23 protein-coding genes are annotated in these 21,812 nt (G+C 50.3%); 16 read left to right on the forward strand and 7 right to left on the reverse strand.

The genetic code is table 11. From position 1 onward, the window contains the following. Nucleotides 1–5 precede the first annotated feature (5 nt). From aaeA to MNO13_RS02220, 4 genes are all read left to right on the forward strand, one after another. Nucleotides 6–938 (forward strand): p-hydroxybenzoic acid efflux pump subunit AaeA, encoded by a 933-nt coding sequence (gene aaeA, locus MNO13_RS02205; protein WP_064543049.1) that lies wholly within the window; start codon nt 6–8, stop codon nt 936–938. A gap of 12 nt (nt 939–950) precedes the next feature. After that, nucleotides 951–2,912, forward strand: coding sequence for a p-hydroxybenzoic acid efflux pump subunit AaeB (aaeB, locus tag MNO13_RS02210; RefSeq protein ID WP_241939481.1), 1,962 nt, complete (start codon nt 951–953; stop codon nt 2,910–2,912). Between the two features lie 73 nt (nt 2,913–2,985). Then, nucleotides 2,986–4,440 (forward strand): NAD-dependent succinate-semialdehyde dehydrogenase, encoded by a 1,455-nt coding sequence (locus MNO13_RS02215; RefSeq protein ID WP_241939482.1) that lies wholly within the window; start codon nt 2,986–2,988, stop codon nt 4,438–4,440. 41 nt (nt 4,441–4,481) lie between these two features. Then, complete coding sequence (locus MNO13_RS02220) at nt 4,482–4,754, forward strand: barstar family protein (protein WP_064543055.1); 273 nt, start codon at nt 4,482–4,484, stop codon at nt 4,752–4,754. Nucleotides 4,755–4,822: 68 nt separating this feature from the next. Here the strand turns inward: MNO13_RS02220 and yhcN (MNO13_RS02225) are convergent, their stop codons facing one another. From yhcN (MNO13_RS02225) to argR, 3 genes are all read right to left on the reverse strand, one after another. After that, nucleotides 4,823–5,089 (reverse strand): peroxide/acid stress response protein YhcN, encoded by a 267-nt coding sequence (gene yhcN / locus MNO13_RS02225; protein WP_064543057.1) that lies wholly within the window; start codon nt 5,087–5,089, stop codon nt 4,823–4,825. 115 nt (nt 5,090–5,204) lie between these two features. Further along, nucleotides 5,205–5,468 carry a peroxide/acid stress response protein YhcN gene (yhcN, locus tag MNO13_RS02230; protein ID WP_064543059.1) on the reverse strand — a complete coding sequence of 88 codons (264 nt, stop codon included), beginning with the start codon at nt 5,466–5,468 and terminating at the stop codon, nt 5,205–5,207. A 383-nt stretch (nt 5,469–5,851) separates the two neighbouring features. Next, nucleotides 5,852–6,322, reverse strand: coding sequence for a transcriptional regulator ArgR (gene argR / locus MNO13_RS02235; RefSeq protein ID WP_064543060.1), 471 nt, complete (start codon nt 6,320–6,322; stop codon nt 5,852–5,854). Nucleotides 6,323–6,755: 433 nt separating this feature from the next. On the opposite strand from argR, the gene mdh reads away from it, so the two are divergent. Then, nucleotides 6,756–7,694: a malate dehydrogenase gene (gene mdh, locus MNO13_RS02240; RefSeq protein WP_133522285.1), complete on the forward strand. Its 939-nt coding sequence runs from the start codon at nt 6,756–6,758 to the stop codon at nt 7,692–7,694. A gap of 64 nt (nt 7,695–7,758) precedes the next feature. Here mdh and degS read toward each other — a convergent pair whose 3' ends face one another. The 3 genes from degS to zapG form a co-directional block, all read right to left on the reverse strand. After that, on the reverse strand, nt 7,759–8,826 hold the full coding sequence (degS, locus tag MNO13_RS02245) for an outer membrane-stress sensor serine endopeptidase DegS (RefSeq protein ID WP_064543064.1): 1,068 nt from the start codon (nt 8,824–8,826) through the stop codon (nt 7,759–7,761). 86 nt (nt 8,827–8,912) lie between these two features. Further along, a complete protein-coding gene (gene degQ / locus MNO13_RS02250; RefSeq protein WP_064543066.1) occupies nt 8,913–10,283 on the reverse strand; it encodes a serine endoprotease DegQ in 1,371 nt (456 codons plus the stop codon). A 183-nt stretch (nt 10,284–10,466) separates the two neighbouring features. After that, nucleotides 10,467–10,868 (reverse strand): Z-ring associated protein ZapG, encoded by a 402-nt coding sequence (gene zapG, locus MNO13_RS02255; RefSeq protein ID WP_064543068.1) that lies wholly within the window; start codon nt 10,866–10,868, stop codon nt 10,467–10,469. Nucleotides 10,869–11,048: 180 nt separating this feature from the next. Between zapG and zapE the strand changes: the two genes are divergently transcribed. The 11 genes from zapE (at nt 11,049) to nanQ (ending at nt 20,341) form a co-directional block, all read left to right on the forward strand. After that, nucleotides 11,049–12,167 (forward strand): cell division protein ZapE, encoded by a 1,119-nt coding sequence (gene zapE / locus MNO13_RS02260; protein WP_121814806.1) that lies wholly within the window; start codon nt 11,049–11,051, stop codon nt 12,165–12,167. 248 nt (nt 12,168–12,415) lie between these two features. Continuing rightward, a complete protein-coding gene (gene rplM / locus MNO13_RS02265; protein WP_034459800.1) occupies nt 12,416–12,844 on the forward strand; it encodes a 50S ribosomal protein L13 in 429 nt (142 codons plus the stop codon). 14 nt (nt 12,845–12,858) lie between these two features. Continuing rightward, complete coding sequence (gene rpsI, locus MNO13_RS02270) at nt 12,859–13,251, forward strand: 30S ribosomal protein S9 (protein WP_064543072.1); 393 nt, start codon at nt 12,859–12,861, stop codon at nt 13,249–13,251. 321 nt (nt 13,252–13,572) lie between these two features. Then, nucleotides 13,573–14,214, forward strand: coding sequence for a stringent starvation protein SspA (sspA, locus tag MNO13_RS02275; RefSeq protein WP_241939483.1), 642 nt, complete (start codon nt 13,573–13,575; stop codon nt 14,212–14,214). A gap of 3 nt (nt 14,215–14,217) precedes the next feature. Then, nucleotides 14,218–14,715: a ClpXP protease specificity-enhancing factor gene (gene sspB, locus MNO13_RS02280; RefSeq protein ID WP_064543074.1), complete on the forward strand. Its 498-nt coding sequence runs from the start codon at nt 14,218–14,220 to the stop codon at nt 14,713–14,715. A 164-nt stretch (nt 14,716–14,879) separates the two neighbouring features. Then, the gene (locus MNO13_RS02285; RefSeq protein WP_064543077.1) at nt 14,880–15,662 is read left to right on the forward strand and encodes a transcriptional regulator NanR; all 783 of its coding nucleotides are present in this window, start codon (nt 14,880–14,882) and stop codon (nt 15,660–15,662) included. Between the two features lie 181 nt (nt 15,663–15,843). After that, nucleotides 15,844–16,743 (forward strand): N-acetylneuraminate lyase, encoded by a 900-nt coding sequence (gene nanA, locus MNO13_RS02290; protein WP_241939484.1) that lies wholly within the window; start codon nt 15,844–15,846, stop codon nt 16,741–16,743. A gap of 86 nt (nt 16,744–16,829) precedes the next feature. Further along, the gene (locus MNO13_RS02295) at nt 16,830–18,314 is read left to right on the forward strand and encodes an MFS transporter (RefSeq protein WP_241939485.1); all 1,485 of its coding nucleotides are present in this window, start codon (nt 16,830–16,832) and stop codon (nt 18,312–18,314) included. Nucleotide 18,315: 1 nt separating this feature from the next. After that, entirely contained in the window at nt 18,316–19,005 is a 690-nt protein-coding gene (locus tag MNO13_RS02300; protein ID WP_064543084.1) for an N-acetylmannosamine-6-phosphate 2-epimerase, read from the forward strand. After that, nucleotides 19,002–19,877, forward strand: a complete 876-nt coding sequence (gene nanK, locus MNO13_RS02305) for an N-acetylmannosamine kinase (RefSeq protein ID WP_241939486.1) — start codon at nt 19,002–19,004, stop codon at nt 19,875–19,877. The genes MNO13_RS02300 and nanK overlap by 4 nt, the downstream gene beginning before the upstream one ends. Continuing rightward, complete coding sequence (gene nanQ, locus MNO13_RS02310) at nt 19,874–20,341, forward strand: N-acetylneuraminate anomerase (protein ID WP_241939487.1); 468 nt, start codon at nt 19,874–19,876, stop codon at nt 20,339–20,341. The genes nanK and nanQ overlap by 4 nt, the downstream gene beginning before the upstream one ends. 50 nt (nt 20,342–20,391) lie before the next feature. Here the strand turns inward: nanQ and MNO13_RS02315 are convergent, their stop codons facing one another. Continuing rightward, the gene (locus MNO13_RS02315) at nt 20,392–21,810 is read right to left on the reverse strand and encodes a glutamate synthase small subunit (RefSeq protein WP_064543090.1); all 1,419 of its coding nucleotides are present in this window, start codon (nt 21,808–21,810) and stop codon (nt 20,392–20,394) included. Nucleotides 21,811–21,812: the final 2 nt, after the last annotated feature.

Genomic DNA, 21,812 nt, shown 5'->3' on the forward strand with positions numbered 1-21,812 from the left:
TTGATGTGAAAGCACTTACAAGAAAAATGACCCGCACGGCCATCACACTGATTTTGGTGCTGCTGGCTTTCATCGCTATCTTCCGTGCCTGGGTGTTTTATACCGAATCCCCGTGGACGCGTGATGCCCGCTTCACCGCAGATGTTGTCGCGATTGCTCCGGACGTATCGGGTTTAATCACTGACGTTAAAGTCCATGACAACCAACTGGTAAAGAAAGATCAGATTCTCTTCACCATCGATCAGCCACGTTATCAGAAAGCCCTGGAGCAAGCCCAGGCCGATGTCGCTTATTACCAGGTTTTGGCCGGGGAGAAACGCCGTGAAGCTGGGCGTCGTAATTCACTGGGCACCCAGGCGATGTCACGGGAAGAAATTGACCAATCTAACAACGTGCTACAAACCGTTCTGCATCAATTAGCAAAATCCGAAGCAACCCGTGATTTGGCTGCATTGGATTTGCAACGCACGATTATCCGCGCGCCTGCTGATGGTTGGATAACCAACCTGAATGTCTACTCTGGCGAGTTTATTACCCGTGGTTCCACGGCGGTAGCGTTGGTAAAACAGGGTAGTTTCTACATTCTGGCCTACATGGAAGAGACCAAGCTTGACGGTATTCGCCCAGGTTTCCGGGTACAAATCACGCCACTGGGCAGTAATCGCGTATTACGCGGCACGGTTGATAGCATTTCTGCCGGGGTGACTAACGCCAGCAGCACCAAAGATGCAAAAGGGATGGCGACGGTTGATTCCAACCTGGAATGGGTGCGTCTGGCGCAGCGTGTGCCCGTGAGAATTCGTCTTGATGATCAGCAAGCTAACCTTTTCCCGGCGGGAACCACGGCCACGGTTGTCGTGACTGGCGATAAAGACAGAGATATCAACCACGATTCGGTATTCATTAAATTCATGCATCGTTTGCGTGAGTTCGGCTAAGCATAGGCTGACATGTATTTCATCTCGCACTTACATTTACGCTTTGCCTTCAAGTTGGCTTTTGCCATCGTGTTGGCGGTGTTTGTTGGTTTCCATTTTCAACTGGAAACTCCGCGCTGGGCGGTGCTAACTGCGGCGATTGTAGCGGCTGGCCCGGCGTTTGCGGCTGGCGGTGAACCCTATTCAGGGGCGATTCGTTATCGCGGAATGCTGCGTATCATCGGTACTTTTATTGGCTGTATTGCCGCGCTGTTAATCATCACTTCAATGATTCGTGCACCTGTTGTGATGCTGTTGGTATGCTGTATTTGGGCTGGTTTTTGTACCTGGATTTCCTCGCTGGTTAAAGTTGAAAATTCCTACGCCTGGGGGCTTTCTGGCTACACGGCGTTAATCATTGTTATCACCATTCAAGCCAACCCGCTTGTCACCCCACAATTTGCGGTCGAGCGGTGTAGTGAGATTGTGATTGGTATTGTTTGCGCGATTCTTGCCGATTTAATTTTTTCCCCGCGTTCCATTAAGCAAGAAATTGATCGTGAGGTGGATAACCTGCTGGTGGACCACTATCGCCTGATGCAGTTGTGTATTGCTCATGGTGACAAAGAGGAAGTTGATAAGGCCTGGAGTGGCCTGGTGCGCCGCACTACCGCTCTGGAAGGGATGCGCGGGAATCTCAATATTGAATCCTCACGCTGGAATCGTGCTAATCGCCGCCTGAAAGCGATCAACTCGCTCTCGCTAACGCTTATCACCCAGGCTTGCGAAACATTTCTGATTCAAAACACGCGTCCGGAATATATGACTCAGGAATTCCGTATGTTGTTTGAGTTACCTGTAGAAACCGCTGCTGATGTTCATAAGCAGGTGAAAGTTATCCGCAGAGCCATTTCATACACCGGCGATAAAAATACACCCGCCACAATAAGCAGTTGGGTAGGCGCGTTCAGCCGCTATCTGTTGCTAAAACGTGGCGTTATCAGCAACACCCGTATTAGCGCGGTGGAAGAAGAGGTTTTGACCCAGGAAGTGGTCATCAAAGTGCAGTCTGCAGAAGGGCATCACGCGATGATAAACTTCTGGCGTACCACGATTTCCTGCATTCTTGGCTGCTTATTTTGGTTATGGACAGGCTGGACATCGGGCAGTGGTGCGATGGTTATGATTGCCGTTGTGACGTCGCTGGCGATGCGTTTACCCAATCCGCGCATGGTGGCGATTGATTTTCTGTACGGTACCATTGCCGCTTTGCCGCTCGGTGCGTTCTATTTTTTAGTGGTGATTCCGTCGACTCAGCAAAGTATGTTGCTGCTGTGCATCAGCCTTGCATTGCTGGGTTTCTTTATGGGCATTGAAGTACAAAAGCGCCGCTTAGGGTCGATGGGGGCATTGGCAAGTACCATCAATATTATCGTTTTAGATAACCCAATGACGTTTCATTTCAGCTCGTTTTTGGACAGTGCATTGGGGCAAATAGTGGGTTGTTTCCTGGCTATGATGGTTATCTTGCTTATCCGCGATAATTCAAAAGAGCGAACGGGCCGCACGCTGCTTAATCAATTTGTTTCTGCGGCAGTTTCTGCGCTGACCACCAACAAAGCGCGCCGTAAAGAAAACCATCTGCCAGCACTCTATCAGCAGCTTTTCTTACTGCTCAATATGTTCCCGGGTGATATCGATCGTTACCGCCTGGCGCTGACATTGATTATCGCGCACCAGCGATTACGTGATGCACCGATCCCGGTGAATGATGATCTCTCAGCATTCCATCGCCAGTTGCGAAACACGGCTGATAAGCTTACTTCGGCATCAAGTGATGATAAAAAACAGCGCTACTTCAAACAATTATTGGAGGAGCTGGATATTTACCAGGAGAAATTGCGTGTTTGGGAGGCGCCGCTACAAGTCACCGAACCGGTGAAACGGCTGGCGCATGTGTTGCATAAATACCAGCATGCCCTGATAAATGCCTAACCCGAGCCGACGCCTGCGTCGGCTTTTTTGTATCTATACTTATTGGATGCGCAATTCATAACGGGAGAAAATTATGACAAATCAGGCACTCCAGGATAGTGAATTATTTAACACGGGTTATCTGGTCAATGGTGAATGGCACAAGCTGAACGAAACCTTCGACGTTCTCAATCCTGCCACCGGTGAAGTTGTCGCTAAAGTCGCAAAAGCAGGCAAAAAGGAAGCTGAAGATGCGATTTCCGCAGCCGCTAAAGCTTTTCCTGCATGGCGTGCAAAAACCGCCAAAGAACGTTCAACCATCCTCTACCGTTGGTTCCAGTTAATTATTGAGAACAAAGCCTGGCTCGGGCGCTTAATGACCACCGAACAAGGCAAGCCGCTGAAAGAGGCGGAAGGTGAGGTTGAGTACGCCGCAAGTTTTATCCAGTGGTTCGCTGAGCAGGCCAAACGGGCAAATGGTGAAATTATCCCTCCAGCCAAACCTGGATCACGCATTCTGGCAACCCGCGAGCCAATTGGTGTTGTCGCGGCAATTACTCCGTGGAATTTCCCCATGGCGATGCTGACACGCAAACTCGGCCCGGCGCTTGCTGCGGGTTGTACTGGCGTGATTAAACCAGCTAACAACACACCACTATCAGCCTTTGCCTTACTGGCGCTGGCAAAAAAAGCCGGGGTACCTGATGGGGTATTAAATGCCGTCGCAGGGAACACGCAAGAAATTAGCGACGCGATAATGGCGAGCCACGCGGTTCGTAAAATTTCGTTTACCGGTTCTACGGCAGTTGGCAAAACATTAGTGCGCAACGCCGCGGAAACCATGAAGAAAGTGTCGATGGAATTAGGCGGTAATGCGCCTTATATCGTCTTTGATGACGCGGATATCGACGACGCAGTGAAAGGGGCCATTGCTAACAAATTCCGTAATGCAGGCCAGGTCTGCGTTAGCGTGAATCGTTTCTTTATTCAGGACGGTGTTTATGACCAGTTCGTGAATAAACTGGCCGATGCGGTTAAGGCACTGAAAGTCGGTAACGGCCTGGAAGAGGGCGTAGTTGTCGGGCCATTAATTGAAAGATCCGCAGTCGATAAAGTGCGTGAGCATATCGAAGATGCTATCGCGCAAGGTGGCAAAGTGCTGGTGGGAGGTAAGAGCCATGCGTTGGGGGGCAACTTCTGGCAGCCCACGGTGATTGTCGATGCCAGCGATGAAATGAAACTGGCACATGAAGAAACCTTCGGGCCACTCGCTGCTTGCTTCCGTTTTAAAACGGAAGGGGAAGTTATTGAGCGGGCGAATAATACGCCATTTGGTTTGGCGGCATACTTCTATACTCAAAATCTATCGCGTGTATTCCGCGTTTCGCAAGCACTTGAAAGTGGGATGATTGGTATTAACGAATGTGCGGTGTCGACTGAGTTGGGGCCGTTTGGCGGAGTGAAAGAGTCTGGACTAGGGCGAGAAGGCTCGGTACTGGGCCTGGATGAGTTTCTGGAAGTCAAAACCTTGCATATTGGCGGGCTGTAGAAGCTCAATAGATAAGAGCGCTCTGGTTAAGGTGGCAAGTAATGAAAAAATACACCTTTGATTTTAGTCAGATAGAAGATCAGCCGGGATTCTATCGTCACTTTATCCAGGTATTTCAACTTGAGAAAAAACAGGTTCACGATCTCGATAGTTTATGGGATGTCGTCGTTGGAGGCATCTTACCTCTCCCGGTGGAAATAGAATTTGTTCACCTGCCGGAGATGCAAAGACGGCGCTACGGGGCGTTGATTTTGCTTTTCGACGAAGCAGAAGAGGAACTGGAAGGGCAATTGCGTTTCAACGTGCGTGGTTAATCACGATTTTAGGGCATAAAAAAGCCCCCGCGAGCGGGGGCAAAGCCGTCAGTTTTGACGACGAGGGTTTATTTATACAGTTCAGCGGTGGCATGCCATGCATCGCCACTACGTGCTTCGGTAATACGATATGCCGATGCACCTTCTTTAGTCGCTTTCTGTGATAATTCCTGACGCATATCCATTGGTGCACTGCCAACCTGGCTGACAGAAATGCTACCCATAGATTGCATGTTTTGTGCTTGTTCGCTGTTTACCTGATGTGCGGCTGCGTTAGCGCCGAAAGAGATAACAGAGAAAAGGCTCAGTGCTGCGATAGTTAATTTGGTTTTCATAATCTTTACTCCTGAATGGTTTTCTCAACGACCGGAAGGGCTAAACTGCTTTATTGTTCTTGGGGCCGTTGTCTGGATTATCGTTGTATTGCTTTTGCTTATTGCTACCGGGCTGTTACTTGTATAGCTCTGCTGTTGCATGCCATTGGTCGCCAGTACGGGCTTCAATGATGCGGTAAGAAGAAGCGCCTTGCTCTTCAGCTTTCTTATTCAGCAACTGGTGCATGTCCATCGGAGCACTACCGACCTGGCTGACAGACACTGAACCCATCGCCTGGCGGTTTTGTGCCTGTTCGGTATTAATAGATGTCGCTGCAAAAGCGCCGAATGACAGCATCGAGAGCAGGCTTGCGGTAACTAAAGTTGATTTCATGTTCATAATTTTCGCCTCGTCGTATTCTTTTATTGGGGCCTTCATTTCGTGACCCTCATCACAAAGTCAAGTATACACTAATAACCTACAAAATTAATACCACGCTAATTATTCTCTATGAAACTTTACAATAATAGAGGCTTTTTATATTACGTAAAGTTATTAAAATGAGTCTTTTATTGCTGATTTTTTGTTAAATATAAGTAAAAACAATGAGATGCCATGAATTGGCTTTTTGTGCGATTCATCACATAACCGGCTGATGAGAGAGATGTTTAGATTTGGGGAAAGCCTAAATAAGGGGATTTACGTATAAACGATGACAGCCAGGGGATTGTTATGAAGGTGTTATTCCCGCCGTACTGACAGCGGGAATACGGAAGTAATGCTTACAGCTCTTGTTCGAACAACACCAAAATTGCTTCATACAATTCTTTTACAGTGAAGTCCCTTGCCGGGGTGGTAAAGATGGTGTCATCACCAGCAATAGTGCCCAAAATACCTTCAGCTTTACCTAACGAATCCAGCAAACGTGCAATTAACTGTGCCGCCCCTGGGCTTGTGTGGATAACAACAACGGCATCGTTGTAATCAATATCCAGTACCAGGTTTTTCAGCGGGCTGGACGTTGTTGGCACGCCAAGCTCGGCTGGTAAGCAGTACACCATTTCCATTTTGGCGTTGCGGGTACGCACCGCACCAAACTTGGTCAGCATACGAGAGACTTTGGATTGGTTGATGTTTTCGAAACCATCATTTTGCAAAGCATGAACGATTTCACCTTGAGAACTGAATTTCTCTTCTTTTAATAATGCTTTGAACGCTTTGACTAATTCTTCTTGTTTTGAGGAAATACGCATATATCACCCATGTTCAGGTCAACGAAGATAACATTATTATGCATTTAAATGAATTGTTATGCAAATTATTGGCTGGGTGAAGGCCTGAAATAATGTTATGAAAGAGGCGGATATTATCAAATTTTGTTATCGAGAAACATGCCTTCGTCACGACTCTAAAATAAGATGCCAAGTAAACTAAATGTTATCAAAATGATGTTGTTTTGCTGCGGATGGAGGGGTAATGTAACCGCCGTTGATGTGACAACATCAGGTTGTGACCGGGCGCTAAGGCGTCGTTTCCACCCGGCGAGTAAATGCAGCAGTAACGTTTCAGGAATGCTCAACCTCGCAATCCTAAAGCGGGAAGATTGTAATTACCCCTTCCCTGGATTATGGTCGCCACCGCATGGAGTTACGGCACCTATTTGCTAACCATAATAAGGAGTTTAGGATGAAAGTTGCAGTCCTCGGCGCAGCAGGCGGTATTGGCCAGGCGCTTGCCCTTCTACTCAAGACCCAACTGCCTTCAGGTTCAGAACTCTCCCTGTATGATATTGCACCGGTAACCCCTGGTGTTGCAGTCGATCTGAGTCATATCCCTACTGATGTGAAAATCAAAGGTTTCTGCGGTGAAGACGCAACACCTGCACTGGTTGGTGCAGATGTCGTGCTGATCTCTGCGGGTGTGGCACGTAAACCAGGTATGGATCGTTCAGACCTGTTTAACGTCAACGCGGGAATCGTGAAAAATCTGGTTCAACAGATTGCTAAAACTTGCCCGAAAGCCTGTATCGGTATTATCACAAACCCAGTGAATACCACCGTTGCGATTGCTGCGGAAGTGCTGAAAAAAGCAGGTGTCTACGACAAAAACAAACTGTTTGGCGTGACTACGCTGGACATCATCCGCTCCAACACCTTTGTTGCGGAACTGAAAGGCAAACAGCCGACTGATATCGAAGTTCCTGTCATTGGCGGCCACTCCGGTGTGACCATTCTGCCACTACTGTCGCAGATTCCTGGTGTTAGCTTCACCGAGCAAGAAGTTGCTGACCTGACTAAGCGTATCCAGAATGCTGGGACCGAAGTTGTAGAAGCTAAAGCGGGTGGCGGATCTGCAACCCTGTCAATGGGCCAGGCAGCTGCGCGCTTTGGTCTGTCAATGGTTCGCGCGCTGCAAGGCGAAAGCAATGTGGTTGAATGTGCGTACGTTGAAGGGAATGGCGAACACGCTCGTTTCTTCTCTCAGCCATTGCTGCTGGGTAAAAACGGTATCGCAGAGCATAAATCTTACGGCAAACTGAGCGCTTTCGAGCACCAGGCGTTGGAAGGGATGCTGGATACTCTGAAGAAAGATATTACCCTTGGCGAAGAGTTTGTTAACAAATAAACCCTGAGCTTTAGAGATAAAAAAACCGGAATGTAGATTCCGGTTTTTTTTCGCCTGCGACTTATTAGTTTGTCGCGGGGTATTCCTGAATCGTGACTTGTAGCGTCAGCTTCTTATCTTCACGCATCACTTCAACTGGAATGACAGAGCCTGGACGAATCTCCGCCACCTGATCCATGGTGCCCAAAGCCGAAATTGCGGGTTTGTGGTTCACAGAGATAATCACGTCGTTAACCAGCAGGCCTGCTTTAGCCGCCGGGCCGTCAGGTGTCACTTCGTTAACGATAATTCCCTGAATCTGATCAATGCCGGTTGCGGGGCCATGTAATGGCGTTATCTCGCGCCCGCCAATCCCAATGTAGCCACGAATCACGCGGCCATCGCGAATCAGCTTATCCATGATTTTGGTGGAGAGCTGTGTTGGTATGGCGAAGCCAATACCTTCAGGGGTTTCACCATCGTTACTTTTATCAAACGACAGGGTGTTGATACCCATCAGTTCGCCCAGCGAGTTAACCAATGCGCCGCCTGAGTTACCGTGGTTGATTGAAGCGTCAGTTTGCAGGAACGACTGGCGGCCGGACGGGCTCAGGCCGATACGACCGGTAGCACTGATGATCCCCTGTGTAATGGTCTGCCCGAGGTTATACGGGTTACCAATCGCCATGACGACATCACCAATATGCGGTACGCGCTTATTGTTGATTGGAATCACCGGGAGGCTGGTGGCATTAATTTTCAGCACGGCCAAATCGGTCAGGCTATCAGAACCCACAAGTAACGCTTCAAAAACGCGACCATCTTGCAGAGCAACGATAATTTGCTCGGCATCATTAATGACGTGTTTGTTGGTAATGATGTAGCCGCGCTCATCCATGATGACACCAGAGCCGAGAGTGCGAATTTGTAACTGGTTACTGGCATTGCTGCCGACACTGCGGTTGTAAACGTTGACCACAGCAGGCGCAGCACGACGCACCGCTGAGTTGTAGCTCAGCGGTGTTTCGTCGGCACTGTCAAAGTTCGAGGGCGCTAAGGGAATGATTTTCTGGCGAAGCGTTGGCATCGTTACCAACAACAATCCCGCCACAATCAGGCCAATCACCACCGAGCGTAATATCTTCAGAAACATGTATTTGAGTTAGTCAATGATAAACCGGAAGCAGAATAGCATGAGTTAATCGGACATCGTACCGCGATGTCCGATTACTGAGCAGATTAGCGCACTAACAGATAGAGACTCTCTTCACCGCGTGCAATATGCAGCGCAATTACGTCTGGTTTGCTTTCCAGCACCTTACGCATCTCGGCAATGCTTGTGACCTTCTCGCGATTAACGCCAATGATAAAATCATCTTTGTGCAAGCCGGCTTGCGCAGCTGGTGTGCCTTTTTCAACGCTATCCAGTTTGATGCCTTTAGTGCCATCTTTTAACTGACCGTCGCTCAACGTTGCACCTTGCAACGCAGGCATGACCAGTTCCGCGTTGGCAGAGGATGCGGTACTTTTATCAAGTGTCACGCTCACTTCCAGTGGTTTTCCGTCACGCAGCAAGCCAAGTTTCACCACCGTTCCAGGCTCCGTTGTGGCGATTTTGGCACGTAGCTCGGCAAAACTACTGATATTTTTGCCATTCAGACTGGTAATTACATCACCGGCTTTTACGCCTGCTTTATCTGAACCCGATTGAGGTAATACTTCGCTGACGAACGCGCCGCGCTGGGTGGTCAGATTAAATGCTTTGGCAATATCAGCACTCATTTCTGTGCCTTTAATGCCCAACATGCCGCGCTTAATTTCGCCAAACTCCATCAATTGTTTCGCCAGGGTTTGCGCCATATTACTCGGAATAGCAAAGCCGATACCGACGCTACCGCCACTTGGTGCAAGGATTGCCGTGTTAATACCAATGAGCTCGCCATTCAGATTCAGCAGTGCACCGCCGGAGTTACCTCGGTTGATTGAGGCGTCTGTCTGGATAAAGTTTTCCAGTCCTTCGAGGTTTAGGCCGCTGCGCCCCAGTGCTGAAACAATCCCGGAAGTTGCTGTTTGCCCCAGACCGAATGGGTTACCCACGGCAACTGCAAAATCACCCACTCGCAGTTTGTCTGAGTCCGCTACCGCGATTTGCGTCAGGCCGGTCGCCTTCTGGATTTGAATCAGCGCAATATCACTTTGATCATCGCCGCCAATCAATTTGGCATCAAACTCACGTCCATCATTCAGCTGCACGCTGATTTTTTCGGCGTGATTAATGACGTGGTTATTGGTCAGCACATAGCCTTTCTCAGCATTTATGATGACGCCGGAACCCAGCCCTTCAAATGGTTGAGCTTCAGAAGGGGGCATATCCTCGCCAAAAAACTTTTTAAATTCTTCAGGGACTTTCTGAGTCGGGGCAGCGGCCGTTCCTTCAACCTGAACACTAACCACTGCGGGTAATACTTTTTCCAGCATCGGCGCAAGACTCGGCAACGCTGGCTGACCCGGAATCTGCGCAGGCAACGACGCATTCACTTGCGATGCAACACCGAACGTCAGTCCGACACTTAACGCTAAGGCACTCAACAACAGTGTTTGTTTCTTCATTGATGGCTTGCTCTCGTGACCTGAACCTGGAAAAGGATAACCCGATAACACGCCGATATTATTGAAATATCAGCCGGGTAACAATGTTGTTATAGAGTGAATAGATACTAGTAAATGATAGCTGCGCTGAGGAGAGATTGGGGTGCGAAAGCTGCACCCCAAGGATAAATTTTACATTTGTGATTAATCGCGTTTTGCGCGCTCGGTACGCAGCAAACCGGACGCACCTTCAGAATAGTCACGCGGCATCTGCACCGGAGCTTGATCATTACTGGCTTCTGACTCAGCGAGGCGGTTACGGAACGGGTTCGCTTCGGCTGACATTTCAGGCAACAGGCTGCTGGAGCTTTTCGCCATATGTTGATAAAGCTGGCGATAATCATGAGCCATGTTATCCAGCAACTCTGCGCTACGGGCAAAATGACTGACTAACTCTTCACGATACTCTTCAAGTTCTGCTTTGTTTTTCTCGATTTCGTACTGCATGGCCTGCTGCTGACGCAGCTTGCGGTTGCCAAAACGCATAGCAACTGCACCAACGATGATGCCAACAACTAACCCAATTAGCGCATATTCCCAGGTCATGAACTTCTCCCGTTGTCTTGTGTTTCCGTAGGGTAATGTAGCCACTATAACCGTTAACCTAAGAGAAGTGGAATCCTGACGCAGCATCGCTTAGGGTAGAACGGCCTTTTTTTCGACAACCGTCCTTTTTTGAGTACTAAGTAAACGGCAATCCGATTTTTAAGGAAATACCATAATACCATGCAAAATCTCTCTCCCGCATCGCGCTACCAACAAGCTCTGACTGAGGGCAGCTATCAACCCGATGATGTTCAGCATGAAGCCGTAACCCGGCTGGATGCAATCTGGCAGGCGTTAAGCAGCCAAACACCGACGCTCCCTGCAAGCAGTAGCTTCCTTGGCAAACTGTTTGGTAAACGTAGTGCTTCAGTGGCTCAGGAGCCGGTTCGCGGGCTGTATATGTGGGGCGGCGTAGGGCGCGGGAAAACATGGCTAATGGACATGTTTTTTCAGAGTCTACCTGGCGAGCGTAAGCTTCGGCTGCACTTCCATCGCTTCATGTTGCGGGTTCACGAAGAGTTGGGTGAGCTTCAAGGGCAAACCGATCCTCTGGAATTGATAGCCGATAAGTTTAAGTCTGAGACAGATATTCTCTGTTTTGATGAGTTTTTTGTTTCAGATATCACCGATGCAATGTTGCTTGGTTCACTGATGCAGGCCTTGTTTGCCAGGGGGATTACCCTTGTGGCGACTTCAAATATTCCCCCTGATGATCTGTATCGTAATGGCTTGCAGCGTGCGCGTTTTCTGCCTGCGATTGAGGCAATAAAACGCCATTGCGAAGTGATGAACGTGGATGCTGGCATTGATTACCGCCTGAGAACGCTGACCCAGGCTCACCTGTGGCTTTCTCCGCTGAATGACCAAACCGCGCAGCAGATGGATAAACTCTACACTGCACTGGCTGGCGCGATACGCGAAGGAGAGCCGGTGCTGGAAATAAACCATCGTCCTTTAGCGACCCTCGGAATTGCCAATCAAACACTGGCGGTAGATTTTAATACCTTGTGCGTCGATGCCCGCAGCCAACTCGATTACATTGCGCTGTCGCGTCTTTTTCATACCGTGATGCTATTTAACGTGCCGGTGATGGGGATTCGAAACGAAAACGAAGCGCGGCGATTCATTGCGCTGGTTGATGAATTTTACGAGCGCCACGTCAAGCTGGTGGTTTCAGCGCACGTCCCGCTGTTTGAGATTTATCAGGGTGAAAGATTACGCTTTGAGTTTCAGCGCTGCCTGTCTCGCCTGCAGGAAATGCAAAGTGAAGAGTATTTGCGATTGCCGCATATGCCGTGAACCACAATTCGCATGCAAGCTGACCACAAACTGCGACAAAAACTACAAAAAGGTTCGACCTTTGGGGGCGACTTCCCTATAATCTTGCGACCCCACGTTACAACCAAAGTTTTTTTCCCAAAACTTGGTCGTGCTGGCATTGGCTATTCGAAGGGGTAGGTTTGCCGGACTTTGTCGTGTGAACCTTGAACTGATTTTAAACGTTTGGGTGAACACCTACGTGTAACTATTTATTGGGTAAGCTTTTAATGAAAACTTTTACAGCTAAACCAGAAACCGTACAGCGCGACTGGTTCGTTGTTGATGCTGACGGTAAGACCTTAGGTCGCCTGGCTACTGAATTGGCTCGCCGCCTGCGCGGTAAGCACAAAGCGGAATACACTCCGCACGTTGATACTGGTGATTACATCATCGTTCTGAACGCAGAAAAAGTTGCTGTAACCGGCAACAAGCGTACTGACAAAGTGTATTACCATCACACCGGTCACATCGGTGGTATCAAACAAGCGACCTTTGAAGAGATGATTGCCCGCCGTCCTGAGCGTGTGATTGAAATCGCGGTTAAAGGCATGCTGCCAAAGGGCCCGCTGGGCCGTGCTATGTTCCGTAAACTGAAAGTTTACGCGGGCACCGAGCACAACCACGCGGCACAGCAACCGCAAGTTCTGGACATTTAATCGGGATTATGGCAATGGCTGAAAATCAATACTACGGCACTGGTCGCCGCAAAAGTTCCGCAGCTCGCGTTTTTATCAAACCGGGCAGTGGCAAAATCGTTATCAACCAACGTTCTCTGGAACAGTACTTCGGTCGTGAAACTGCCCGCATGGTAGTTCGTCAGCCGCTGGAACTGGTTGATATGGTTGAGAAATTCGATCTGTACATCACTGTTAAAGGTGGTGGTACTTCTGGTCAGGCTGGTGCGATCCGTCACGGTATCACCCGCGCTCTGATGGAGTACGACGAGTCCCTGCGTGGCGAACTGCGTAAAGCTGGCTTCGTTACTCGTGATGCTCGTGAAGTTGAACGTAAGAAAGTCGGTCTGCGTAAAGCACGTCGTCGTCCTCAGTTCTCCAAGCGTTAATTGTCGTCTGCTTTTTGCAGAGTACAATTTGCGAAAAAGCCCGGTCTTGTACCGGGTTTTTTTATGCCTGAAAATTATATTTAGTGTATCTAACATTATGATATAAAACACTTTTTAGGCAAATTCCAGATCCGCTCCCCACAAAACCCGTAAAATCTGGTAAACTATCAACCAATTTTCTGCCCTGTGGTCGGCATCAGATTATTTTCGCCTCGTTTTCAGGCAACTGGTGGTCTTCCAGCGTAATGGGTATCAAACGGTCAGGTTAGTTGCCGCTTGCGGCTATTAGCAGTAATTTTCTGAATAAACTTGGAGGTTTTCATGGCTGTCGCTGCCAACAAACGTTCGGTGATGACGCTGTTTTCCGGTCCTACTGACATCTATAGCCATCAGGTACGTATCGTACTGGCGGAAAAAGGTGTTAGCGTTGAAATTGAGCATGTGGAAACGGATAACCTGCCTCAGGATCTGATTGACCTCAACCCAAATCACAGCGTACCGACCCTGGTTGACCGCGAACTTACTCTGTGGGAATCCCGTATCATCATGGAATATCTTGATGAGCGTTTCCCGCATCCACCATTAATGCCGGTTTACCCGGTTGCACGTGGTGAAAATCGCCTGTACATGCATCGTATCCAGAAAGACTGGTATTCGCTGATGCATATCGTGATGAACGGTTCGGCTCAAGAAGCTGATGCTGCTCGCAAGCAATTACGTGAAGAATTGCTGGCTATCGCACCTGTATTTACTCAGAAACCTTTCTTCCTGAGTGATGAGTTCAGTCTGGTAGATTGCTACCTGGCACCACTGCTGTGGCGTTTGCCGCAGATGGGTATCGAGCTGACAGGCGCTGGTTCTAAAGAGATGAAAGGCTACATGACTCGCGTATTTGAACGTGATTCATTCCTCGCTTCTCTGACCGAACCTGAGCGTGAAATGCGTCTGCAGACCCGGGGCTAATTGATGGATATGTCACAATTGTCACCACGTCGTCCGTATCTACTTCGTGCTTTTTACGAGTGGCTATTGGATAACCAGCTCACTCCGCATCTGGTGGTGGATGTGACATTGCCTGGCGTACATGTCCCGATGGAATATGCACGTGACGGGCAAATTGTCCTGAATATTGCACCACGTGCCGTAGGTAATCTGGAGTTGTCCAACAGCGACGTGCGTTTTAACGCGCGCTTCGGTGGCGTTCCACGCCAGGTATTTGTTCCTATGGCCGCGGTTCTGGCTATCTACGCTCGGGAAAATGGTGCTGGCACTATGTTCGAGCCAGAAGCCAGTTATGACGAAGATGGTGAAAGTCATAATGATATTGAGCAGTTGCCGTCTGATTCAGAAATGGTCATGCAAGTTATCGACGGCTCACGCCCCGATCATGATGAAGATGACAACGGTCCGGATGACGAGCCACCTCCACGTGGTGGACGTCCAGCTCTGCGCGTAGTGAAGTAATTCGCAAGCGTTAATCGGAAATCGAAAGCCAGTTTGATGACTGGCTTTTTCTTGCCTAAAATAAACATGCGAACGGCATCTTTACGTAAGCCACGAATTGCTGTGTTATGATTCGACAATATTATTTGCGATCTTCCTTCCATTAAACGGCCAATTCTGACGCGATGAGCACATTTGACGAGCAGCCACCTGAGACGACTGAAACCATCGGCCATACGATGCGCCGTCGCCCGCTTGCGCGTAAAAAACTCTCAGAAATGGTGGAAGAAGAGCTCGAGCAGATGATTCGCCGACGTGAGTTTGCCGAAGGCGAGCAGTTGCCTTCTGAACGTGAACTGATGGCTTTTTTCAATGTTGGCCGCCCTTCGGTGCGTGAAGCACTGGCGGCGCTCAAACGCAAAGGGTTGGTGCAAATCAGCAATGGCGAACGCGCCCGCGTTTCGCGCCCTTCCGCAGATACCATTATTGGTGAGTTATCTGGCGTCGCGAAAGATTTCCTCGCACGGCCTGGCGGCATTGCGCACTTCGAGCAACTGCGCATGTTCTTTGAATCAAGCCTGGTCCGCTACGCTGCGGAATTTGCCACAGATGAGCAAATCGCCCGTCTTGGAAAAGCGCTGGAGATGAACAATCAGGCGCTGGATGACAACGATCTGTTTATTCGATCCGATATTGAATTCCACCGCGAGCTGGCCGAGATCCCCAATAACCCGATCTTCATGGCGGTGCATGTCGCCTTGCTCGATTGGCTGATTGCCGCGCGTCCCGCGGTTTCGCAGGATGTTCTTCTCGCCCACAATACGGTTAGCTACCAACAGCATATCGACATCTATAACGCGATCCAGGCTCGCGATCCTGATGCGGCTGACGCCGCCCTGAAAGCGCACCTGAAAAGTGTATTTGCCTCTTACTATCCCGCACCACGCAAACGCACAGCGAAAAAATAACCTGCATTAATCTGCGATCCCGCGCACGTCTTTGCTGGTAACGTCTGCATACCCATCATAATTTCGTATGAACAGGATCGCATTCTTAGCTCTCCGCGCTGTGGTGTTTAGTTTTTGATCTGGTATAACAGGTATAAAGGTATGTCGTTAACATCAGAAACCAGACAACACAGAGGCATTTATGAAACAGAATCTTCGCGGTGTGATGCCCGCACTGCTTACTCCATTTAATCAGCAACAGCAGATAGACACCGAAAGCTTACGGCGCCTGGTTCGTTTCAATATTGATCAGGGGGTTGATGGCCTTTACGTCGGCGGCTCAACCGGGGAAGCCTTCCTGCAAAGTTCACAGGAACGTGAACAGGTGCTGGAAATCGTCGCGGAAGAGGCTAAAGGTAAAGTGACCTTAATTGCCCATGTCGGCAGTATCAGCACCCATGAAAGCCAGACGCTGGCGAGTGCTGCACACCGTTACGGGTTTGATGCCGTCTCCGCAGTGACACCTTTCTACTACCCATTCAGCTTTAACGAACATTGCGACCATTACCGCGCCGTGATTGATTCATCCGGCGGTTTGCCGATGGTGGTTTACAACATCCCTGCGTTGAGTGGCGTGAAACTGACGCTTGAGCAGATTGGTACTCTTATCAACTTGCCGGGAGTGGGCGCATTAAAACAAACCTCCGGCGATCTTTATCAGATGGAGCAGATCCGCCGTGCACATCCGGATCTGGTGCTCTATAACGGTTATGACGAGATCTTCGCATCAGGCCTGGTGGCAGGTGCCGATGGCGGCATTGGTAGCACTTACAATGTGATGGGCTGGCGTTACCTCGCCATCAAACAAGCGGTGCTCGAAGGGGATATGCAGCGCGCAAGCCATCTACAAAGCGAATGTAATAAAGTCATTGATCTGTTGATTAAAGTGGGCGTTTTCCGTGGACTGAAAACCCTGCTGCACTATATGGATGTGGTAGCGGTACCGCTGTGCCGTAAGCCGTTTGCCCCGGTTGATGAGCAATATCTGCCGGAGCTGAAAGCGCTGGCAAAACAGCTGCAGAGCGAGCGTGCAACGTTCTGAATAATAAATGATGCTGAACGCCAGTATCGCTAATACCTAATCTAACCAAAGGGCGGGTTTTCGCAAACCCGCACCGGGAGTGCTTTATGAATAACACTACCCAACAGATCCCGTGGTATCGCCATCTTACCAAACCGCAATGGAAAGCGTTTTCGGCAGCCTGGATTGGCTACTTACTGGATGGTTTTGATTTTGTCTTAATAGCGTTAGTACTGACTGAAATTCAAAGTGAATTTGGCCTGACGACCATTCAGGCCGCGAGTTTAATCTCGGCTGCATTTATCTCGCGCTGGTTTGGCGGCCTGGTTTTAGGGGCGATGGGCGACCGCTATGGCCGCAAACTGGCGATGATCACCAGTATCGTACTGTTTTCTTTCGGCACGCTGGCCTGTGGTTTTGCCCCAGGTTTTACCACCATGTTCTTTGCCCGACTGCTGATTGGCATGGGAATGGCGGGTGAGTACGGCTCGAGCGCTACCTATGTTATCGAAAGCTGGCCGAAACAGATGCGGAATAAAGCGAGTGGTTTTCTGATCTCCGGCTTTTCTGTTGGGGCGGTGATCGCCGCTCAGGTGTATAGCGTAGTGGTGCCTGTCTGGGGCTGGCGTGCACTGTTCTTCATCGGCATTTTGCCCATTATTTTCGCGCTCTGGCTGCGTAAAAACATCCCCGAAGCAGAAGACTGGAAAGAGAAGTTTGCCGATAAAAAGCCAACCAAAACCATGGTGGATATTCTGTATCGCGGCGAACACCGGCTTATCAATATCGGCCTGACGATTGTCGTCGCAACGGCACTTTACTTCTGCTTTGCCGGTAACCTTGGCAATGCGCTACTGATTACAGTTCTCGGCCTGATTTGTGCGGCCATCTTCATTAGCTTTATGGTGCAAAGTAGTGGCAAACGCTGGCCGACAGGCGTCACGTTGATGATCGTCGTGTTCTTCGCCTTCCTCTACTCCTGGCCGATTCAGGCCTTACTGCCCACTTATCTGAAAACTGAACTGGCCTACGACCCTGCAACGGTGGCTCATGTTCTGTTCTTTAGTGGATTTGGTGCCGCAGTCGGTTGTTGTGTGGGTGGCTTCCTGGGCGACTGGCTAGGGACGCGCAAAGCCTATGTTTGCAGCCTGCTGGCATCACAGCTGTTAATTATTCCGGTATTCGCAATTGGTGGCGGCAACATTTGGGTGCTGGGCCTGCTGCTGTTCTTACAACAAATGTTGGGGCAGGGTATTTCGGGAATATTACCTAAGCTTATCGGCGGTTATTTCGATACCGAACAGCGTGCCGCAGGGCTTGGCTTTACCTATAACGTCGGCGCGCTCGGTGGTGCACTGGCTCCGGTGATTGGCGCGACTATCGCTCAGCACCTTGATTTAGGGACGGCGCTGGCATCACTGTCGTTCAGCCTGACGTTTGTAGTCATCCTGTTGATTGGCCTGGATATGCCATCACGTATCCAGCGTTGGATCCATCCAGAAGCGGTGCGTACTCACGATGCCATCGACGGAAAACCATTTAGTGGGGCGGTCGTTTCGGGTAGCCACAAGACTAAATTGATAGGGAACTGATATGTCACTGATTGAAAAAATGGCCCGGCAGATAGAAGTGGCAGGCGGCCTGATTGTCTCCTGCCAGCCAGTTCCTGCAAGCCCACTTGATAAGCCTGAAATCGTTGCGGCTATGGCGCTTGCGGCGGAACAAGCGGGGGCTGTCGCGCTGCGTATCGAAGGTATTGAGAATCTGAAAGCCGCGCGGGCGCTGGTTTCACTGCCGATTATCGGCATTATCAAACGCGATCTTCCCGATTCGCCGGTGCGAATTACGCCATTTCTCGAAGATGTTGACGCCCTGGCGCAAGCCGGGGCGAATATCATCGCTTTTGATGGCACCGATCGGGAGCGCCCGGTGCCAGTCAGTGAACTGTTGGCACGTATTCATCAATACGATTTGTTGGCGATGGCAGATTGTTCTTCGGTTCAGGACGGTTTTTATTGCCAGCAGCAGGGGGCTGAACTGATAGGCACCACGCTGTCTGGTTATCTAACGGCACACACGCCCAATGAGCCTGACCTTGCGTTAGTGCGGGCGTTAAGCGATGAAGGTTGTCGTGTCATTGCAGAAGGCCGTTATAACTCGCCAGAATGGGCGGCGCAGGCTATGAAGCATGGTGCATGGGCGGTGACCGTTGGCTCTGCCATTACGCGTCTGGAACACATTTGCCAGTGGTATCAGGATGCGCTGACAAAGGCGGTTAAATGACTACGCTTGCGATAGATCTCGGCGGCACAAAACTGGCCGCAGCCCTGGTGGACAGCGAACTGAATATCATCGAAAGGCGGGAGGCTATGACGCGAGCCGGCCAAAATCCCGATGCTTTACAGGCCTGTCTTACAGAACTCGTTGCTCCGCTGACGTTACGTGCGCAGCGCGTTGCTATTGCTTCCACCGGCATTATCGAAAATGGCATGTTGACGGCTATCAACCCGGATAACCTGGGCGGGCTGGCGCATTTTCCGCTGGTCGAGGTGCTAACTCGTTTGACCCATTTACCCTGTATCGCCGTGAATGATGCGCAGGCGGCGGCGTGGGCGGAGTATCACGCACTTACAGTAGAAGCCCGCGATATGGTGTTTTTGACAGTGTCGACAGGAGTCGGCGGTGGGATTGTGAGCAACGGCCAACTGCTGGTTGGCGCAGGAGGATTAGCAGGGCACCTGGGTCATACGCTTGCTGATCCAAACGGGCCGCGCTGCGGCTGTGGGCGCAGAGGATGCGTGGAGGCTATCGCATCCGGGCGGGGCATCGCTGCTGCGGCACAAGGGGAGCTGGCAGGCTGTGATGCGAAAACGATTTTTGCTCGCGCAGCTCAAGGCGATCCCCAGGCGAATGCTCTGGTACAACGTTCCGCGCAGACCCTGGCGCGCCTGATTGCTGATGCCAAAGCGGCTACCGATTGCCAGTGTGTGGTGATTGGCGGCAGTGTCGGGCTTGCTACTGGCTATTTGCCCTTGGTTAAAGAGTTTCTCGCCCAGGAGCCGGATATCTATCACCCGCAGCTTTTCGCCGCGCATTATCAACATAACGCAGGCCTGCTAGGGGCTGCACGTTTAGCACAGGAAGCCATGCCATGATCGCCGGAGATATTTATCAGCCAGAAGCCGCAGGTTTACCCGCAGCCATTCTGAATGCACTTCGTGTTGCGTTAGCCGAACAGCCGCAGCTTAAGGAGCCGGGGAAGTACGTTCTGCAAGGCGAGGCGCTGTTTATGAACGTCATGACGTTTTCCACCCAGCATGCCGATGAGAAGAAAGCGGAACAACATCGGGAATACATCGATATTCAGGTGTTACTGGAAGGGACGGAAAGGATTTTCTATGGGAATTTTGAGAGTGCGCGTGAGTGTGAGAAATTTCATGCGGAAGAGGATTACCAGCTTTGCAACCATATTGATAAGCAACAGGTGCTAACACTCCATCCCGGTCAGTTTGCCGTATTTATGCCGCTGGAACCCCATAAGCCTGGATGTGTGGTTACGCACGCGGAGCCTATCAAGAAAGTGGTTGTCAAACTGCATCGCAGCGCGCTCGAAGCATAAAAAAGCCCGGTGATATGAATATCACCGGGCTTTTTAACATCGGCGGTTCGTTAAACTTCGAGGAAGTTCAGGATCCCATCAGCCGCTTTACGGCCTTCAGCAATAGCTGTCACCACCAGGTCAGAACCACGAACGGCATCACCACCGGCGAAGATTTTCGGGTTGCTGGTCTGGAATGGATTATCACTGCCTTCCGGTGCCAAAATGCGGCCCTGGCTGTCCAGCTCAACGCTGTGTTTTTCCAGCCACTGCATAGCATGTGGACGGAAACCAAACGCCATAATCACTGCATCAGCAGGCACAACGTGCTCAGAACCGGCAACGATTTCCGGGCGACGGCGGCCATTGGCATCCGGTGCACCCAGTTCAGTACGGGCAACTTTCACACCCGATACGCGGCCATTAGCGTTAACTTCCACACCCAGTGGCTGCACGTTGAACTGGAATTCGACACCTTCTTCACGCGCGTTTTTCACTTCGCGTTTAGAACCCGGCATGTTTTCTTCATCGCGGCGATAAGCACAGATAACGTGCGTTGCACCCTGGCGAACAGAACTACGCACGCAGTCCATCGCGGTATCACCACCGCCAAGCACCACTACGCGTTTACCTTCCATATTCACATACGGCTCTTCCGGTGAATCACCGAAGCCCATGATCTTTTTGGTATTAGCGATGAGGAATGGCAGCGCGTCAAATACGCCTGTCGCATCTTCATTCTCTAAACCACCGCGCATTGACTGATAAGTCCCTACGCCGAGGAACACGGAATCGAATTCTTTCAGCAAGTCGTCAATCTGAACATCACGGCCAACTTCAGTATTCAGTTTGAACTCAATACCCATGCCGCTAAAGATTTCACGGCGTTTGGTCATCACTTCTTTTTCCAGCTTGAACGCTGGAATACCGAAGGTCAGCAGGCCGCCGATTTCAGGATGACGGTCATACACCACCGCTTTCACACCGTTACGTGCCAGCACGTCGGCACACGCCAGCCCCGCAGGACCAGCCCCGATGATAGCGACGCGTTTGCCGGTTTGCTTCACGCCGGTCAGGTCTGGTTTCCAGCCCATCTCAATCGCTTTATCGTTGATATAGCGCTCGATATTCCCGATGGTGACGGCACCAAACTCATCGTTCAGCGTACAAGAACCTTCACACAGGCGGTCTTGTGGGCAAACACGGCCGCACACTTCCGGCAGGCTGTTTGTCTGGTGAGACAATTCAGCCGCTTCAATAATGCGCCCTTCGTTGGCTAGCTTAAGCCAGTTTGGAATGTAGTTATGAACCGGGCATTTCCATTCACAGTACGGGTTACCGCAGGACAGGCAGCGGTCTGCCTGTGCTTTGGCCTGGCCTTCTGAGAACGGCTCGTAAATTTCCACAAATTCAATTTTACGGATCTTGAGCGGTTTCTTTGGCGGATCAACGCGCTGTAAGTCGATAAATTGATAAACGTTTTGACTCATCG

It is taken from the genome of Buttiauxella ferragutiae (genome assembly GCF_022637515.1).
In the GTDB taxonomy this organism is placed as follows: domain Bacteria; phylum Pseudomonadota; class Gammaproteobacteria; order Enterobacterales; family Enterobacteriaceae; genus Buttiauxella; species Buttiauxella ferragutiae.

Excerpts from the sequence above, each read along its gene's own strand:
- aaeB (WP_241939481.1), top strand. The coding sequence starts at position 951 with ATGTATTTCATCTCGCACTTACATTTACGCTTTGCCTTCAAGTTGGCT.
- MNO13_RS02215 (WP_241939482.1), top strand. The coding sequence starts at position 2,986 with ATGACAAATCAGGCACTCCAGGATAGTGAATTATTTAACACGGGTTAT.
- MNO13_RS02220 (WP_064543055.1), top strand. The coding sequence starts at position 4,482 with ATGAAAAAATACACCTTTGATTTTAGTCAGATAGAAGATCAGCCGGGA.
- yhcN (WP_064543057.1), bottom strand. The coding sequence starts at position 5,089 with ATGAAAACCAAATTAACTATCGCAGCACTGAGCCTTTTCTCTGTTATC.
- yhcN (WP_064543059.1), bottom strand. The coding sequence starts at position 5,468 with ATGAACATGAAATCAACTTTAGTTACCGCAAGCCTGCTCTCGATGCTG.
- argR (WP_064543060.1), bottom strand. The coding sequence starts at position 6,322 with ATGCGTATTTCCTCAAAACAAGAAGAATTAGTCAAAGCGTTCAAAGCA.
- mdh (WP_133522285.1), top strand. The coding sequence starts at position 6,756 with ATGAAAGTTGCAGTCCTCGGCGCAGCAGGCGGTATTGGCCAGGCGCTT.
- degS (WP_064543064.1), bottom strand. The coding sequence starts at position 8,826 with ATGTTTCTGAAGATATTACGCTCGGTGGTGATTGGCCTGATTGTGGCG.
- degQ (WP_064543066.1), bottom strand. The coding sequence starts at position 10,283 with ATGAAGAAACAAACACTGTTGTTGAGTGCCTTAGCGTTAAGTGTCGGA.
- zapG (WP_064543068.1), bottom strand. The coding sequence starts at position 10,868 with ATGACCTGGGAATATGCGCTAATTGGGTTAGTTGTTGGCATCATCGTT.
- zapE (WP_121814806.1), top strand. The coding sequence starts at position 11,049 with ATGCAAAATCTCTCTCCCGCATCGCGCTACCAACAAGCTCTGACTGAG.
- rplM (WP_034459800.1), top strand. The coding sequence starts at position 12,416 with ATGAAAACTTTTACAGCTAAACCAGAAACCGTACAGCGCGACTGGTTC.
- rpsI (WP_064543072.1), top strand. The coding sequence starts at position 12,859 with ATGGCTGAAAATCAATACTACGGCACTGGTCGCCGCAAAAGTTCCGCA.
- sspA (WP_241939483.1), top strand. The coding sequence starts at position 13,573 with ATGGCTGTCGCTGCCAACAAACGTTCGGTGATGACGCTGTTTTCCGGT.
- sspB (WP_064543074.1), top strand. The coding sequence starts at position 14,218 with ATGGATATGTCACAATTGTCACCACGTCGTCCGTATCTACTTCGTGCT.
- MNO13_RS02285 (WP_064543077.1), top strand. The coding sequence starts at position 14,880 with ATGAGCACATTTGACGAGCAGCCACCTGAGACGACTGAAACCATCGGC.
- nanA (WP_241939484.1), top strand. The coding sequence starts at position 15,844 with ATGAAACAGAATCTTCGCGGTGTGATGCCCGCACTGCTTACTCCATTT.
- MNO13_RS02295 (WP_241939485.1), top strand. The coding sequence starts at position 16,830 with ATGAATAACACTACCCAACAGATCCCGTGGTATCGCCATCTTACCAAA.
- MNO13_RS02300 (WP_064543084.1), top strand. The coding sequence starts at position 18,316 with ATGTCACTGATTGAAAAAATGGCCCGGCAGATAGAAGTGGCAGGCGGC.
- nanK (WP_241939486.1), top strand. The coding sequence starts at position 19,002 with ATGACTACGCTTGCGATAGATCTCGGCGGCACAAAACTGGCCGCAGCC.
- nanQ (WP_241939487.1), top strand. The coding sequence starts at position 19,874 with ATGATCGCCGGAGATATTTATCAGCCAGAAGCCGCAGGTTTACCCGCA.
- MNO13_RS02315 (WP_064543090.1), bottom strand. The coding sequence starts at position 21,810 with ATGAGTCAAAACGTTTATCAATTTATCGACTTACAGCGCGTTGATCCG.